Annotated in this window: 10 protein-coding genes; all 10 read right to left on the bottom strand. The window is 64.6% G+C overall.

Annotated elements, in window-relative coordinates:
• Window positions 1-26 precede the first annotated feature (26 nt).
• Window positions 27-2,219 (bottom strand): YccS family putative transporter, encoded by a 2,193-nt coding sequence (gene yccS / locus HX881_RS12640; RefSeq protein WP_177084754.1) that lies wholly within the window; start codon window positions 2,217-2,219, stop codon window positions 27-29.
• Between the two features lie 360 nt (window positions 2,220-2,579).
• Complete coding sequence (locus HX881_RS12635) at window positions 2,580-3,758, bottom strand: aminoacetone oxidase family FAD-binding enzyme (protein WP_177084752.1); 1,179 nt, start codon at window positions 3,756-3,758, stop codon at window positions 2,580-2,582.
• A 248-nt stretch (window positions 3,759-4,006) separates the two neighbouring features.
• Window positions 4,007-5,344: an ATP-dependent RNA helicase DbpA gene (gene dbpA / locus HX881_RS12630; protein WP_246356499.1), complete on the bottom strand. Its 1,338-nt coding sequence runs from the start codon at window positions 5,342-5,344 to the stop codon at window positions 4,007-4,009.
• Between the two features lie 268 nt (window positions 5,345-5,612).
• Window positions 5,613-7,043, bottom strand: coding sequence for a multidrug transporter subunit MdtD (gene mdtD / locus HX881_RS12625; RefSeq protein WP_017128322.1), 1,431 nt, complete (start codon window positions 7,041-7,043; stop codon window positions 5,613-5,615).
• Window positions 7,044-7,076: 33 nt separating this feature from the next.
• On the bottom strand, window positions 7,077-7,955 hold the full coding sequence (locus tag HX881_RS12620; RefSeq protein ID WP_017128323.1) for an alpha/beta fold hydrolase: 879 nt from the start codon (window positions 7,953-7,955) through the stop codon (window positions 7,077-7,079).
• Between the two features lie 303 nt (window positions 7,956-8,258).
• Window positions 8,259-9,596, bottom strand: coding sequence for a TldD/PmbA family protein (locus HX881_RS12615; protein WP_177084748.1), 1,338 nt, complete (start codon window positions 9,594-9,596; stop codon window positions 8,259-8,261).
• On the bottom strand, window positions 9,596-11,038 hold the full coding sequence (locus HX881_RS12610; RefSeq protein ID WP_177084746.1) for a TldD/PmbA family protein: 1,443 nt from the start codon (window positions 11,036-11,038) through the stop codon (window positions 9,596-9,598). The genes HX881_RS12615 and HX881_RS12610 overlap by 1 nt, the downstream gene beginning before the upstream one ends.
• A gap of 298 nt (window positions 11,039-11,336) precedes the next feature.
• The gene (locus HX881_RS12605; RefSeq protein WP_017128326.1) at window positions 11,337-12,032 is read right to left on the bottom strand and encodes an RraA family protein; all 696 of its coding nucleotides are present in this window, start codon (window positions 12,030-12,032) and stop codon (window positions 11,337-11,339) included.
• 265 nt (window positions 12,033-12,297) lie between these two features.
• Entirely contained in the window at window positions 12,298-14,001 is a 1,704-nt protein-coding gene (gene betA, locus HX881_RS12600; protein WP_017128327.1) for a choline dehydrogenase, read from the bottom strand.
• Between the two features lie 176 nt (window positions 14,002-14,177).
• Window positions 14,178-15,650: a betaine-aldehyde dehydrogenase gene (gene betB, locus HX881_RS12595; RefSeq protein ID WP_017128328.1), complete on the bottom strand. Its 1,473-nt coding sequence runs from the start codon at window positions 15,648-15,650 to the stop codon at window positions 14,178-14,180.
• Window positions 15,651-15,735 lie beyond the last annotated feature (85 nt).

The following is a 15,735-nucleotide window of genomic DNA, read 5'->3' as shown; positions in this document are numbered from 1 at the left end:
AGCTCCTACAGGGGAGCGGGGCGTTTTCAAGATTCGGTGTTTTCTTCCGGGCCCTTGATCAGGTGCGCCGCCAGCGTGCGCAACGGTCCCAGCTGGCGACAGATCAATGCCAGTTGCGTCTGCACCAGGCGCTGTATCTCGTCGGTCTCGTCCGGCATCTGCTCCAGTTCGTTCGCCAGGGCTTCTTCGGTATCGCTCTGGATCTCGATGGGCGTCTTGTTCGCCAGCCCGATGGCAATCTGCTCGATGCTGGCGGCCAGGGTCGCCCCGGCGCCGTTGATCAGATGCTCGCGGACTTCAGTCGGCAGCTGGTTTTCCCGGTGCGCCCCCAGCCCCGAGAGGTAGCTGAGCAAGGTGTGCGAGAGCACCAGGAAACGGAAACCCACGTCGGCTTCCTTACGGAAATGCCCCGGCTCCATCAACATGTTCGCCAGGGTAGTCGACAGCGCCGCGTCGGCGTTGTGTGCGTTGCGCCGGGCCAGGCGATAGGCCAGGTCGTCGCTCTTGCCGTGGGCGTACTGCTGCATGATCTGGCGCAGGTACAGGCTGTTGCAGCTCAGGGTGTTGGCCAGCACCTTGTTCAGGCGCCGCCCCTGCCAGTCCGGCAGGAACAGGAAGACCGCCAGGCCGGCGATCAGGGCGCCGAGCAGGGTATCCATCAGGCGTGGCAGGAACAGGCCGTAGCCGTCGCCCACCTGGTTGAAGCAGAACAGCACCGTCAGGGTCATGGCGGCGGTCGCCAGGGTGTAGCGGGTGGTGCGGTTGATAAAGAAGGTCACCCCCGCGACGATGGTGAACATGGCCTGGATCAACGGGCTCGGGAACAGGTCGAACAGCGCCCAGGCGGCGGTCAGGCCGATGGCCGTGCCGATGATCCGCTGGCCCAGCTTGCGCCGTGTGGCGCCGTAGTTCGGTTGGCAGACGAACAGCGTGGTGAGGATGATCCAGTAGCCCTGGGAAGGATGCACCAGGTGCACCATGCCGTAGCCGACGCTCAAGGCCAGCGGCAGGCGCAGGGCGTGGCGGAACAGCAGCGAGGTCGGGGTCAGCTGGGTACGCAGGCGTGTCAGCACATCCTTGAAGTTGCGTGGCGAGCGGTCCAGCAGGCTGCTGTCGGTGGCGTCGGCCAGGCTGTCGGGGTTGCTGGCGTCGCTGAGCAGACGGTCCAGGGTGCTGAGGTTGGCGGCCAGGGCTCGTAGCGAGCGCAACAGGCCGCGCCAGGCCGGGTTGCTCTGGATGCGCAGGTGTTCCATCGAGGCGTGCAGGTCGCCCAGGGCCTCGGCGAAGCTGGCGTCATAGACGAACGGCTGGCGCAGCTGGATCGACTCCGCGAGTGCCCGGCAGGCCTTGCCCTGCTGGCGCAACAGGCGCTGGCAGCGGAACAGCACATCGCTGTGGAAAAAGGCCTCGGCCAGGGCGTTGTACGGATAGTGCGAAGAACTGGCGCGTTCGTGGATATCCTGGGCGAGGAAATACAGCTTCAGGTAGCGGCTGACTTTCGACCCCGGTCGACCGTTGCCGACCCGGTGCAGGATGATTTCCTTGGCGGTGTTCAGCGCCGCGACCACCTTGCCGTTCTGCCGGGCCAGTTCCAGGCGCCGGGCTTCGACGTCCATCTGCCGGATCGGTTCGAACAGCGACGACTTGAGCTTGAGGTAGAGGCCCAGCTCACGGAACAGCTTCGCCAGGCTCTGCTGTACCGGCTGGTTGGAAAACAGCGCTTGCCACAGCACCGAGAGCACGCCGTACCAGCCGGCCCCGGCCACCAGCAGCAGGGGCTCGTGCCAGAGATCGTTGACTTCGCCGCCGCGCTGGTCCACGCCGATCATGGTGTAGACCGAAAGAATCAGGGTTGCCGAGGCAATCGCCCCGTAGCGTTCGCCCAGGGCTCCGAGCATGGTCAAGCCGAAGGCCGCCAGGGCCATGGCGACGACGAACACCACCGGGTAGGGGAACAGCAGTTCGACCGAGAAGGCCGCGACGCTGAAACACACCAGCGTCACTGCCAGCGCATTGAGACGGCCCTGCCAACTGTCGTCGGTCTCGGCCAGGGCGCTGGCGATGACCCCGAGGAACAGCGGGATCAGCAGCTTCATTTCGTTCTGGAACCAGCACAGGGTCATGATGCCGGTCAGGGCGATGAACACCCGAACGCTATAGCTGAATTTGTCCAGCGCCCAGAGACGGCGCAGGGACTGGTTGAACGAGGTCGATGCCATGAAGGTGAGAGAGCCTGCCAGCGGTTGATCTGAATGATGGGTAGACGGGCGGCATTGTGATGACGCCACATCGGTCTACAGCAAAATTTGTTCCGTGATCGCTGATGCGCCCGTAATCAATGTTGCGGAAGTCTATTGTGCCTTGTGTTCGCCTGTGCGGACGCCATCGCCAGCAAGCCGGCTCCCACAATGTCCGTGTTGTGCACACAGCCTGCAACCGGCACTGAACCTGTGGGAGCCGGCTTGCCAGCCCCCACAATGTCCGTGTTGTGCACACAGCCTGCAATCGACACCGAACCTGTGGGAGCCGGCTTGCTGGCGATGAACGATAACGCGGTGTATCCGAAACGCGCGCAAAGGTCAGGCGAATTGCGCCGCCGCGTACCCTGAAGCCCAGGCCCACTGGAAGTTGAAGCCGCCGAGGTGGCCGCTGACGTCCAGCACTTCGCCGATAAAGTACAGGCCGGGGCTTTTCAGCGACTCCATGGTCTTCGACGAGACTTCGCGGGTATCGACGCCACCGAGGGTGACTTCGGCGGTGCGATAGCCTTCGGTGCCGGCGGGGACCACCTGCCAGTCGCCGAGCTTGCCCGCGACCTCGGCCAGTTCCGCCGGGGTGTACTGTTTCATGGGCTTGGAGACGAACCAGTGCTCGGCCAGCAGGTTGGCCATCTTCTTGGTGAACAGCTCGCCGAGCAGGGTTTTCAGCTCGCTGTTGGGCCGTTCGGCCTGCTGCTGTTGCAGCCAGTCCAGCGCGTCGTGGTCGGGCAGCAGGTTGATGTGCACGGTGTCGCCGGGTTGCCAGAACGAGGAAATCTGCAGGATCGCCGGACCGCTGAGGCCGCGGTGGGTGAACAGGATATTTTCCCGGAAGCCCTGGTCGTTGCAGCTCACCAGGCAATCCACCGAGGTCCCGGACAGCTCGCCGCACAATTCCTTGAGTTGATCGGTAATGGTGAACGGTACCAGGCCGGCGCGGGTCGGTAACACCTGGTGGCCGAACTGCCTGGCCACCTGGTAGCCGAACCCGGTGGCGCCGAGGGTCGGGATCGACAGGCCGCCGGTGGCGATCACCAGGGACTGGCAGGTGACCTGGCCGAGGGTGGTTTGCAGCAGGTAGCCGCTTTCGAGTTTCTCGATGTGCTGGATTGCGGTGTCCAGGTGCAGGCTGACGCCGGCCTGGTCGCATTCGTCCAGGAGCATGCCGAGTATGTCGCTGGACTTGTTGTCGCAGAACAGCTGGCCGAGTTTTTTCTCGTGATAGGGCACGCCGTGCCTGGCCACCATCGCGATGAAATCCCACTGGGTGTAGCGGGCCAGGGCCGACTTGCAGAAGTGTGGGTTCTGCGAGAGGAAATTGCCGGGTTCGCTGTACATGTTGGTGAAGTTGCAGCGACCGCCACCGGACATCAGGATTTTCTTCCCGGCCTTGTTGGCATGGTCGATCAGCATCACCTGGCGTCCGCGGGCGGCGGCGGTAAAGGCGCACATCAGGCCGGCGGCACCGGCGCCGATGATCACAACTTCAGTAGCGGGCACAACGATGTCCTCATTTGTTTTTCAGCCGGGCGCGGTTTTTTGTAGGAGCCGGCTTGCTGGCGATTCCGGCGACGCGGTGTTGCAGGTACACCGCGTTATCGTTCATCGCCAGCAAGCCGGCTCCTACAGGACTCTGGCGTTTGCGCGACCATTGTGGGGACCGAGCTGGCCCTTGATATTACGATCGTTCCCACGCTCTGCGTGGGAATGTATCCCGTGACGCTCTGCGTCACATCCAGCATGGGAAATCAGAGAATCCGCACGCGCAGCGAGCGGCCCTTGATCTTGCCCTCGTTCAGACGCTGCAGCGCCTGCTTGGCGACACCGCGTTCCACCGCCACATAGGCCTGGAAGTCGAAAATCGCGATCTTGCCGACCTGGGCGCCAGGAATCCCGGCGTCGCCGGTCAGGGCGCCGAGGATATCCCCCGGACGGACCTTGTCCTTGCGGCCGGCGGCGATGCACAGGGTGCTCATGGCCGGCAGCAGCGGACCGCCGCCCTGGGACTTGAGGTTGTCGAGCTGGTCCCAGTTCAACGGCGACTTCTGCACTTCTTCGATGGCCCGCGCGCGCAGGCTCTCGGAAGGTGCTACCAGGCTGATGGCCAGGCCGGTCTCGCCAGCCCGGCCGGTGCGGCCGACGCGGTGGATATGCATTTCCGAGTCGCGCGCCAGCTCGACGTTGATCACCATGTCCAGGGCATCGATATCCAGGCCGCGCGCCGCGACATCGGTCGCCACCAGCACCGAGATGCTGCGGTTGGCGAACATCGCCAGGACCTGGTCACGGTCGCGCTGTTCCAGGTCGCCGTGCAGGGCGACGGCGGACATGCCCTTGGCGGCCAGGGCGTCGACGGTTTCCTGGACCTGCTGCTTGGTGAAGCAGAACGCGACGCAGGAGGTCGGACGGAAATGGTTGAGTACCTTGACCACCGCCTCCATGCGCTCTTCCGGGGAAATCTCGTAGAAGCGCTGCTCGATCTGGCTGTCGGCGTGCATCGCCTCGGCCTTGACCTGCTGCGGGTTGCGCATGAACTTGGACGCCAGTTGCTTGATGCTCACCGGGTAGGTGGCGGAAAACAGCAGGGTCTGCCGGCGCTCGGGAAGCTGGGCGATGATTTCCTCGATGGCGTCGTAGAAACCCATGTCGAGCATGCGGTCGGCTTCGTCGAGCACCAGGGTGTTGAGGCCGTGCAGGACCAGCGAACCCTTGCGCAGGTGTTGCTGGATGCGCCCCGGAGTGCCGACGATGATGTGCGTGCCGTGTTCCAGGGAGGCGATCTGCGGGCCCAGGGCCACGCCGCCGCAGAGGGTCAGCACCTTGATATTGTCTTCGGCGCGGGCCAGGCGGCGGATTTCCTTGGCAACCTGGTCGGCGAGCTCGCGGGTCGGACAGATCACCAGCGCCTGGCAACCGTAGAAGCGCGGGTTGATCGGGTTCAGCAGGCCGATGCCGAAGGCGGCGGTCTTGCCGCTGCCGGTCTTGGCCTGGGCGATCAGGTCCATGCCCTTGAGAATCACCGGCAAGCTCTGCGCCTGGATCGGCGTCATCTGGGCATAACCGAGGGAGTCGAGGTTAGCCAGCATGGCGGCGGACAGGGGCAAGGAGTTAAAAGCGGTGGCGATGGTGGTCACGGGACTGGCCTGCAAAACAAAATGTCGCGCAGTGTATCAGCCCCGGCTGGCGACGCTGCAAATTCTGGACGAAAAGTAGCCAAATACTGGCAGTGCTGTCTTTTCAGGCGCGAGCCTTGAACTGTAGGAGCCGGCTTGCTGGCGATTCAGGCGACGCGGTCTATCAGACACACCGCGTCATCGTTCATCGCCAGCAAGCCGGCTCCCACAGGGGGAGCACCTAGTGCTCGATATGCTGTTCCTGGACTTCCCGGGTCCGCCGTCCGTCCTGGGGCGACAGTTGCAGGAAGATCGCCGCCGCCAGCATCGCCATGATGCCCACGGTCAGGAAGGTCAACTGGAAGGCGCCGAGCACCGTGTCCACGCCGTCGTTGCCGATGGCCGCGGTAAAGCCGCCGAGCAGGGCGCCGGCACAGGCGACACCGAGGCTCAGGGACAATTGCGCGACCACCGACAGCAGGCTGTTGCCGCTGCTGGCGGCCTTGTCGTCGAGGTCGATCAGGGTCACGGTGTTCATCGCGGTGAATTGCAGCGAGTTGATCGCCCCGGCAATCGCCAGCATGCCCAGCAGCAGCGGATACGGCGTGTGTTCGGTGACCAGGCCCATGGCCGCGAGCATGATGCCCAGCGCCAGGGTGTTGCCGGTCAGCACGATGCGATAGCCCAGGCGCTCGATCAGCGGCCGGGCAATCGACTTGGCGAACATCGCCGCCGCCGCCAGGGGCAGCATGCTCATCCCGGCCTGGGACGGCGAGTAACCCAGGGCCACCTGCAGCAGCAACGGCACCAGGAACGGCAGGGCGCCGCTGCCCAGGCGCGCGAACAGGTTGCCGAGGATGCCCACGGCGAACGTCCGGGTCTTGAACAGCGAGGGTGCGAACAACGGATTGTCGATATGCCCGGCGCGCAGCCAGTAGGCAGCCAGGCAGGCGAGTCCGGCAAACAGCAGCAACATCACCCGCAGGTGCGGCAGTTGCAGCTCGCCCAGGCCCTCCATGGCGATGGTGATCAGCAGCATCGCCGCGCCGAACAGCAGGAAGCCGATGCCGTCGAAGCGCGTACGCTCGCTGCCGCGCAGGTCGGGGATGAATTTCCACACGGCATAACAACCGACCAGGCCCACCGGCAGGTTGATCAGGAAGATCCAGTGCCAGGTCAGAAACTGCACCATCCAGCCGCCCATGGTCGGGCCGATCAGCGGCCCGAGCAGGCCGGGGATAGTGATGAAACCCATGATCCGCACCAGTTCCGAGCGCGGATAGGCACGCAGCACCACCAGCCTGCCGACCGGCAGCATCAGCGAGCCGCCGAGGCCCTGGATCACCCGCGCACCCACCAGCATGTTCAGCGAACTCGACAGGGCGCACAGCAGCGAGCCGATGCTGAACAGCAGGATCGCGCAGAAGAACACCCGCTTGGTGCCGAACCGGTCGGAAATCCACCCCGAGGCCGGGATCAGCAACGCCACGGTGAGCATGTAGGCAATCACCACGCCCTGCATGCGCAGCGGGTTTTCCGCCAGGTCGAGGGCCATGGACGGCAAGGCGGTGTTGAGGATGGTCCCGTCGAGGGATTGCATGAAGAAGGCGATGGCCACCACCCAGGGCAGCCAGCGAGCGGTCGTTGCATCAAGAGGGGCGCGGTTGGGCATGGGCAGCTCTTTGTTAGCAGGCTATGGATCCGATTATGCCTGATCGGTCTGGGCTTGAGCGCTCCGGCTACGTTCTATTTGCTCCTTCGACAGCAGAAAACCGAGCAGGGCTCGATGAACATTGTCGGCTGCCACCCGCGACTCCAGGTCGAGCAGGTGCCCGGTGTCCTCGGCCACCGAGAAACTGCACCGGGGGATGTGTTGCTGGAACTGTCGGGCACCTTCGGCGGGGGTGTAGATATCCTTGGCGCCATTGATGAAGTGCACCGGGGTGCGGATCGCGGACAGCTGTCGCAGGTAGTTGCCGTCGCCCAGTTGCAGCACCTGGTCGATATGGAAGCGTGCCTGGCGGTATTCGGTGCTGGCCATGGTGCTGAGGTGCTGGTGGTTGGTGCTCTTCAGGCGGGGCGGGAGGAAATGACCGACCGTGTCGTTGAGCAGGTGGCCGATGGCGGACTTGTCGTCGACCTGGATCAGTTCGTGTACCCGCTGGACGTACGCCAGCATCGGCGGGTTGAGGTCGGGGGCCAGGGCCATGATCACCGAGCTCTGGATGCTGGGCGGGTTCCGCGCGAGGGTCAGCAGGCTGGAGATACCGCCCCAGGACGCCGACACCAGGTGGTTGACCTCGAAGCGCTCCACCAGCGCCAGGAGCATTTCCACCTCGTCGTCCTTGGTCACCAGGCCCGGATCGGGATTGTAGGCCTGGGAGCGGCCGGCGAAGGGCAGGTCGAACAGCAGCACGTTGAAATGCTCGGCCAGGCATTTGCTGGTGCGGGTGAACGACGATGTGGTGGAGAGGGCGCCGTTGACCAGCAGCACGGTGTTGCGGCGCGGATCTTCGCCGATGCGCTGGACATGGACGTTGAAATGCCTGAACAGATTATTGATGACGAAGCTTCCATGATTCATATCAAACTCCAGCAAAACACTTTCGGCGAGTGAAAGAGGCGCGGCATTGAGTAACGAAATCGCGGGTGAAGCCTGGGGCTCTGGTGCCGGGCTCGAACGAGGTGCTGGCGTTTTAATGCTGCGCCGAACGATGGGCTATGTATAACGCGCCGGGTCTGGCGGGGCAACCGTCGGAGCGGATAGGCGTGAGGATCTTCAGGTCAGGGCGATGCCGTAGTCCTGCGGAAGCCGGCTGACCAGGCGATGCAAGGCCCAAGGGCCTCATCGCCGGCAAGCCGGCTCCCACTAAGGATTTCTTCGCGTCTACAGGGTCAGCGTCAGTTTGCGGATCAGCGCGCCCGGCAGCAGGCTCGATGCCGTCTGCCGCTGATCGTAGGTGCTGGCCGACAGCAGCAGCTCACGCTCCTGGGTCAGGGCTTCCAGCTGGGTGCCCAGCAGGCTGTAGACGCTGTCGTCGAAACGCATGGTGCTGACCGGTGCCTGGATCTCGCCGTTCTCCACCCAGAAGGTGGCGAAGCGGGTCATGCCGGTCATGCGGCCGGCCGACTGGTCCGAGTAGTTCAAGTACCACAGGTTGCTGATGTAGAGGCCGGTGCCGAGTTCTTCGAGAACCTGCTTCTGCGCCAGGCGTCCGGCCTTCATCTCCAGGGCACTGGGGTATTCGCCGCCGCCCGCGCCGTTGGCGGTCAGGCCGTATTCGGCGGCACTGCGGGAATTGATCATGCGGCCGTTGGCCGAGCCCTTGGCGACCAGCGACAGGTCGCTGCGCGGATAACCTTCGTTGGAAAACGCCGGGCTCAAGGAGCCGCTGACCTGCTCGTTCAACCAGACGATCGGGTGGAACGAGGCTTCGCTGGCATACAGCTTCTGCAGCGGGCTGTGTTTGCTGGCGATGGCCTGGGCCGAGAAACCGCCCCAGCAGAGCATGCCCATGATTTCTTCCAGCGCCGCCGGCGCCAGGTAGGCGCGGTACTCGCCGGGTGCCAGGGTGCGCAACGGCCGCCCAAGAAACTCGAGCTGTTCGCGGGCCTGCTGGAAGCGCCGGGCGAAGCTGTCGCTGTCCCATTCATGGCCGGCATAGCTGGCCTTCACCGCCTGGCCGTTTTCGTGGAATAGGCTCCAGTCGAAGTTGAAGCTATTGGCCTGGTGCCAGCCGAATGCCCCGTCCGCGCTGGCAAAGCCGCGGCTGATGGGCCCGGCGGCATAGAAACCGACCAGGTCCAGGCCGGTCGCGGCGCGGCTGATCTCTTCGAGGACCCGGGCAGTGTCCGGCAGCGGCAGATCCTGTACATTGCGGCTCTGCCAGGCCGTGTGATTGAGCAGCAGGTACGGGTCGGCAGGCAACAGCGGCAAGGTCTCGCGCAGCTGTTGCAGGCCGTCGGCCAGGCGCTGGCGATCCAGCTCCAGCTCGCCGGAGAGGGTGATCTGCAGGTCGGCATGCCGCCCCGCATCGATCAGCTTGAAGCTCAGGCTGGCCTGCTGCACCTGGCCGGCCTGGCGTACACGGCCGTGGTTGAAGCGGATGAACTGCGAAGATTCGGCAGCGTAGCCCAGGGTGAATTTCTCCGTGGCCTGCAAGTGCTCGCGCAGCCAATCCACCAGCGCCTGGAAGTGCCCGGCCTGACTCAGTGATTGATCCATCAGGCATCTCCTCCAAATACGTCGACATGGCTGAACACGCAGGCGGGCGAAGCGTGCCCGACGCGAATCACCTGGTTGGGCTCGCCCTTGCCGCAGTTCGGCGTACCCAGGACCTTGAAGGTACTGGCATCGCCGACCGCACTGAGGTTGCGCCAGAACTGCGCGGAAATCGCCCGGTAGTTGGGGTTCTTGACCACGCCCTTGAGCTCGCCGTCCTCGATCAACTGGCCCCATTCGCAGCCGAACTGGAACTTGTTGCGGGCATCGTCGATGGACCAGGAACGGTTGGTCGACATCAGGATGCCCCGCTCGATACCGCCGACCAACTGCTCGAAGGACTGGTCGCCCGGTTCGATGTTCAGGTTGGCCATGCGATCGATCGGCGGCCGGTTCCAGCTGCAGGCACGGCTGTTGGCGACACCTTCGAGACCGGCGCGGAATTGCGACAGCGCCCCGCCCAACGGTCGCAGCAACAGGCCTTCGCGGATCAGGAACTGCTTGTGGGCGGCGCTGCCGTCGTCGTCATGGCCGTAGCTGGCCAACTGTTCAGGGATCTCCGGGTCGAAGGTCACGTTGAGCAGCGGCGAGCCGTATTGCAGGTGGCCGAAGTCACTGGCCTTGACGAAGCTGGTGCCGGCGTAATTGCGTTCGTCGCCGAGGATCCGGTCCAGTTCCAGCGGGTGGCCGATGGATTCGTGGATCTGCAGGATCATCTGGTCCGGCGTGAGCAGCAGGTCGCGCGGGCCCGACGGGGTGTTGGGCGCCAGCAGCAGTTGCAGGGCCTGGTCGGCGATCCGCGCACCGGCACCGATCAGCCCGGAGCGGCCGAGCACTTCGGTGCTGCCTTGCTGGCCGAAATTCTCGCGGCCAAGGGTACGGGTCTGGCTGTCCATGCCGTCGAAGGCAGTCACGCTCAGGCCCGGGAAGACGAAGCGTTGCGCCTGGCGCAGCTCGGCCCCGGCGCTGTTGAGGTAGATCTGCTCGACATGGGTCACGCCGAGGCTGACTTCCCAGTTCACCAGGCGCTCGTCCCTGGGCACGGCCGCGGATTCGGCGGCGAGCAGGGCGTAGCAGTCGCTCAGCGAGGCAAAGGGTTGCTCCAGTTGTGGCGAGCAGTAGTCGCCGCGTTCGCTGGAGAGGGCTTGCTGGCGCAGGTCGAGCAGGGCATGGCCGGCAATCAGCCGGGCCTGTTCCTCGGCCCTGTGCAGGGCGGCCTGCAGACCTTGCCGCGAGAGGTCGTTGGTGGAGGCATAGGCTTCGACACCGTTGACCCGCACGGTCAGCATCGCGCCTTCGTCACGGCTCAGGCTGGGGGGCTCCGGGACGTTCTTGCGCACCGACAGGTACTGGCCGGATTCGCGAACATAGCGCAGCGAAAAGAATTCAGCGCCCGTACGCAAGGCAGCGAAGTGCTGCTTGAGGCGGGGGTGGAAGTCGAACATTGGGGAACCTCCCTGGAGATGGCGGTGGCCGCGAGGGGCATTTCAGGAAAGGCCCCGATGCCAGTCTGTCAGGATAAGGCGATTTTGCCGGTTGTGGGAGCCGGCTTGCCGGCGATTCGAGTGACGCGGTGTTTCAGCGATTCCGCGTTGTCGTCTATCGCCGGCAAGCCAGCTCCCACAAGGTCCGGGGCTGGCGATGTTCCGTGGTGAGCCCCTATCCTGTGGGCGCGGTTGGCATCGCCATCGCCAGCAAGCCGGCTCCCGCAGACAGCAGGCAGCGGCGTACCGGCGAAAGGGCTTACAGCGGGCAACCCTTGGCGCGCAGGATCGCGTCGAAACGGTCCGGGTCCAGGGTGCCGGCTTCGATAGCCGCCAGGGTGGCCTTTTCCCGCGCCAGCAGGTCATGGCAGCGGATCAGCAGTTCCGGCAATTCGCTGCGGGCCGCGGCGACCACGCCGTCACCGTCGCCGATCATCAGGTCGCCCGGGGTCACCAGCATGCCCGCGCAGGAGATCGGCACGTTGATTTCGCCGCCACCGTCGGTGCTCGGACCACGGTGCACGCCGCCGATGGCATAGGCCGGCAGCTCGCCGGTCTGCCACTCGTCGAGGTCGCGCAGGGCGCCGTTGATCACCACGCCGACGATCCCGGCCTTGAGGGCCATGGCGCGCATGATGCCGCCGAACACGGCGCGGGTCAGGTCGGCGCTGCCGTCGATCACCAGCACATCGCCCGGACGGGCCATCTGCATGGCCTTGAGGATCATCAGGTTGTCACCCGGGCGCACGCGCACGGTCAAGGCGTTGCCCAGCATCGGGGCGTTGCCATGGAATGGCTTGAGGCCCAGGCCACCGACGTTGCGTCCCAGGCAGTCGCTCACGGCGGCGGCGGGGATCTTGCTGAATTCCTTCAGCCATTTTGGATCGAGCGGTTCAGGATTCGGATTGATCAGGTAGCCGGTAGGCCATTTGCTCGAAGAGACGACATCAAACATGGGAAAGCCTCGTGGCCAGCAATGTGGCGGCGTGTCGATTGGGGCGGGGTGAAACGTTTGCGCGCCAATAGATTAGGCCTGCGCGGGGGGTAGGAGCAAGGGTGGGGCGGTGTAGGGACTGTTTACGTTGTGTGGTGGGAGATTTGTGTTACCGGGGTTGGCACCGTGGCAGCCGGCTTGCTGGCGATGGCGGCCGGCCAGTCGATGCAAGACTGGCTGGCCTCATCGCCGGCAAGCCGGCTCCCACAAGGGACTGTGTCAGCAGTTACTGCGCGGTACGGCTCACTTCGCGCACCGGCTTGCCACGCACAGGCGTGTCACCGGCCACGTAGTAGTCGGCCTTGCTGCGCGGCAGCGGCTGGCGGCCACGGATCTTGTCGGCGATTTTCTCGGCGATCATGATCGTCGGTGCGTTCAGGTTGCCGGTGGTGATGATCGGCATGATCGACGCGTCGACCACCCGCAGGCCCTGCATGCCATGCACGCGACCCTGGCTGTCGACCACGGCCATCTCGTCGGTGCCCATCTTGCACGAGCAGGACGGGTGGAACGCGGTCTCGGCGTGCTCACGGACAAACTTGTCCAGTTGCTCGTCGGTCTGCACCTCGATGCCCGGGCTGATTTCGCGGCCACGGTAAGCGTCCAGGGCCGGCTGCTGCATGATTTCCCGGGTCAGGCGGATGCCGTCGCGGAATTCCTGCCAGTCCTGTTCGGTCGCCATGTAGTTGAACAGGATGCTCGGGTGCTGGCGCGGGTCCCTGGACTTGGCCTGCACACGACCGCGGCTCGGCGAACGCATGGAGCCCATGTGGGCCTGGAAGCCGTGTTCCTTGACGCCGTTGCTGCCGTTGTAATTGATCGCCACCGGCAGGAAGTGATACTGGATGTTCGGCCATTCGAATTCCGGACGGGTGCGGATGAAACCACCGGCCTCGAACTGGTTGCTGGCGCCGATACCGGTGCCGTTGAACAGCCACTCGGCACCGATGGCCGGCTGGTTCCACCACAGCAGCGAGGGGTACAGCGAGACCGGCTGGGTGCAGGCGTACTGCAGGTACAGCTCCAGGTGGTCCTGGAGGTTCTCACCGACGCCCGGCAGGTCGTGGACCACCGGGATATCCAGGCTTTCCAGCAACTGGCGCGGGCCGACGCCGGAGCGTTGCAGCAACTGTGGCGAGGCGATCGCGCCGCTGCTGACGATGACTTCCTTGCGCGCACGGGCTTCGACGCGCTCTTCGGCGCTGCCCAGCAGATACTGCACGCCCACCGCGCGTTTGCCCTCGAAGAGGATCCTGTCGGTCAGGGCGTGGGTGACGATGGTCAGGGTCGAGCGCTTCTTGGCGGTGTCCAGGTAACCGCGGGCGGTGCTGGAGCGACGGCCGTTGGGCGTCACGGTACGGTCCATCGGGCCGAAACCTTCCTGCTGGTAGCCGTTCAGGTCTTCGGTGCGCGGGTAACCGGCCTGCACGCCGGCCTCGACCATGGCGTGGAACAGCGGGTTGTTGCCGGCCTTGGGCGTGGTCACGCTGACCGGACCTTCGCCGCCGTGGTAGTCGTTGGGGCCGATGTCACGGGTTTCCGCCTTGCGGAAATACGGCAGGCAGTCCAGGTAGCTCCAGTCTTCCAGGCCTGGCAGCTTGGCCCAGCCGTCGTAGTCCATGGCGTTGCCGCGGATGTAGCACATGCCGTTGATCAGCGAGGAACCGCCGAGGCCCTTGCCGCGACCGCACTCCATGCGTCGGCCGTCCATATGCGGCTCCGGATCGGTCTCGTAGGCCCAGTTGTAGCGGCGGCCCTGCAGCGGGAACGCCAGGGCGGCGGGCATCTGGGTACGGAAGTCGAAACGGTAGTCGGGACCGCCGGCTTCCAGCAGCAGGACGGTGACGCCTTCGTCTTCGGTCAGGCGGGTGGCCAGGGTGTTACCGGCCGAGCCGGCGCCGATGATGATGTAATCGTATTCTTGGGACATTGAATGCACCCTCTTCAGATGTGGTCAGGTCGGGCCTGACGAGTGTTTCGCACTCGATCGCCGGCAAGCCGGCTCCTGCAAGGGCGGGGTAACCGCCGGCTTGGCGAACGACACCAAGCCTGTAGGAGCGGGCTTGCCCGCGAAGACGGCCGCGCGGGCAATACAAGACTCGGGTCTTAGAACACCGAGGCGTAATCGCCCAGCTCGACCTGTACCGATTTGATCCGGGTGAAGTTGTTCAGCGAGCTGATACCGTTTTCACGGCCGACACCCGATTGCTTGTAGCCGCCGACCGGCATCTTCGCGTCGGACTCGCCCCAGGCATTGATCCAGCAGATCCCGGCTTCCAGTTGATGAATCACGCGGTGGGCGCGGTTCAGGTCCCGGGTCACCACACCGGCGGCCAGGCCGAAGTCGGTGTCGTTGGCGCGGCGGATCACTTCTTCCTCGGTCTCGTAGCTGAGGATGCTCATCACCGGGCCGAAGATTTCTTCGCGCACGATGGTCATCTCGTCGGTGCAGTCGGTGAACACGGTCGGAGCCACGTAGGCACCCTTGGCGAACTCGCCGGCGGTCAGGCGTTCGCCACCGCACAGCAGGCGGGCGCCTTCTTCCTTGCCCTTGGCGATGTAGCCCAGCACGCTTTCCATGTGGGCGAAGCTGACCAGCGGACCGAAGTTGGTGTTCTCGTCTTCCGGGTTGCCGACGCGGATACGCGCGACACGCTCGGCGATCTTGGCTTCGAACGCGGCTTTCAGGTGGCTCGGCACGAACACGCGGGTGCCGTTGGTGCAGACCTGGCCGGAGCTGTAGAAGTTGGCCATCATCGCGGTGTCGGCGGCGCGATCGAGGTCGGCGTCGTCGAAAATGATCAGCGGCGACTTGCCGCCCAGTTCCATGGTCACGTCTTTGAGCGACGAGCTGGAAGCGCTGGCCATGACCTTCTTGCCGGTGTCGGTGCCGCCGGTGAAGGAAACTTTCTCGATGCGCGGGTGCTCGGTCAGCCAGGTGCCGACTTCACGGCCGCTGCCGGTGAGGACGTTGAACACACCATCCGGAACGCCGGCTTCGGTATAGATCTCGGCCAGTTTCAGGGTGGTCAGCGAGGTGACTTCGCTTGGCTTGAAGATCATCGCGTTGCCGGCCGCCAGGGCTGGCGCGGATTTCCACAGGGCGATCTGGATCGGGTAGTTCCAGGCGCCGATACCGGCAACCACGCCCAGCGGCTCGCGACGGGTGTAGACGAACGAAGTGGTACGCAGCGGGATCTGCTCGCCCTCGATGGCGGGTACCAGGCCGGCGTAGTATTCCAGCACGTCGGCACCGGTGACGATGTCGACATAGCGAGTCTCGGAGTAGGCCTTGCCGGTGTCCAGGGTTTCCAGGGCGGCCAGCTCGTCGTTGCGCTCGCGCAGGATATCCACGGCGCGACGCAGGATGCGCGAACGTTCCATGGCGGTCATCGCCGCCCAGACTTTCTGGCCCTTCTCGGCACTGACCACGGCACGTTCGACGTCTTCTTTCGTCGCGCGTTGCACTTTGGCGAGAACTTCACCGTTAGCCGGGTTGATGGCATCGAAAGTGGCATCGCCGCCGGCGTCGGTGTAACCGCCGTCGATGTAGAGTTTTTGCAGTTCGAAACGGGCCATAGTGTCCTCGCAAGTGCATCAGTGGTTGGCGTTAACCGCCGGGTGCGCCATATGGGTCTGGCAACACCGTGCGGCAGTCGTTCAG

The sequence above is a fragment of the Pseudomonas gingeri genome, from assembly GCF_013386115.1.
Classification (GTDB): Bacteria; Pseudomonadota; Gammaproteobacteria; order Pseudomonadales; family Pseudomonadaceae; genus Aquipseudomonas; species Aquipseudomonas gingeri.
This window is presented reverse-complemented; position numbering and strand designations above follow the sequence as displayed.

Coding starts and splice junctions, on each gene's coding strand:
- HX881_RS12605 (WP_017128326.1), bottom strand. CDS start 12,032: ATGTTTGATGTCGTCTCTTCGAGCAAATGGCCTACCGGCTACCTGATC.
- dbpA (WP_246356499.1), bottom strand. CDS start 5,344: ATGCTGGCTAACCTCGACTCCCTCGGTTATGCCCAGATGACGCCGATC.
- HX881_RS12620 (WP_017128323.1), bottom strand. CDS start 7,955: ATGAATCATGGAAGCTTCGTCATCAATAATCTGTTCAGGCATTTCAAC.
- yccS (WP_177084754.1), bottom strand. CDS start 2,219: ATGGCATCGACCTCGTTCAACCAGTCCCTGCGCCGTCTCTGGGCGCTG.
- mdtD (WP_017128322.1), bottom strand. CDS start 7,043: ATGCCCAACCGCGCCCCTCTTGATGCAACGACCGCTCGCTGGCTGCCC.
- betA (WP_017128327.1), bottom strand. CDS start 14,001: ATGTCCCAAGAATACGATTACATCATCATCGGCGCCGGCTCGGCCGGT.
- HX881_RS12610 (WP_177084746.1), bottom strand. CDS start 11,038: ATGTTCGACTTCCACCCCCGCCTCAAGCAGCACTTCGCTGCCTTGCGT.
- HX881_RS12615 (WP_177084748.1), bottom strand. CDS start 9,596: ATGGATCAATCACTGAGTCAGGCCGGGCACTTCCAGGCGCTGGTGGAT.
- betB (WP_017128328.1), bottom strand. CDS start 15,650: ATGGCCCGTTTCGAACTGCAAAAACTCTACATCGACGGCGGTTACACC.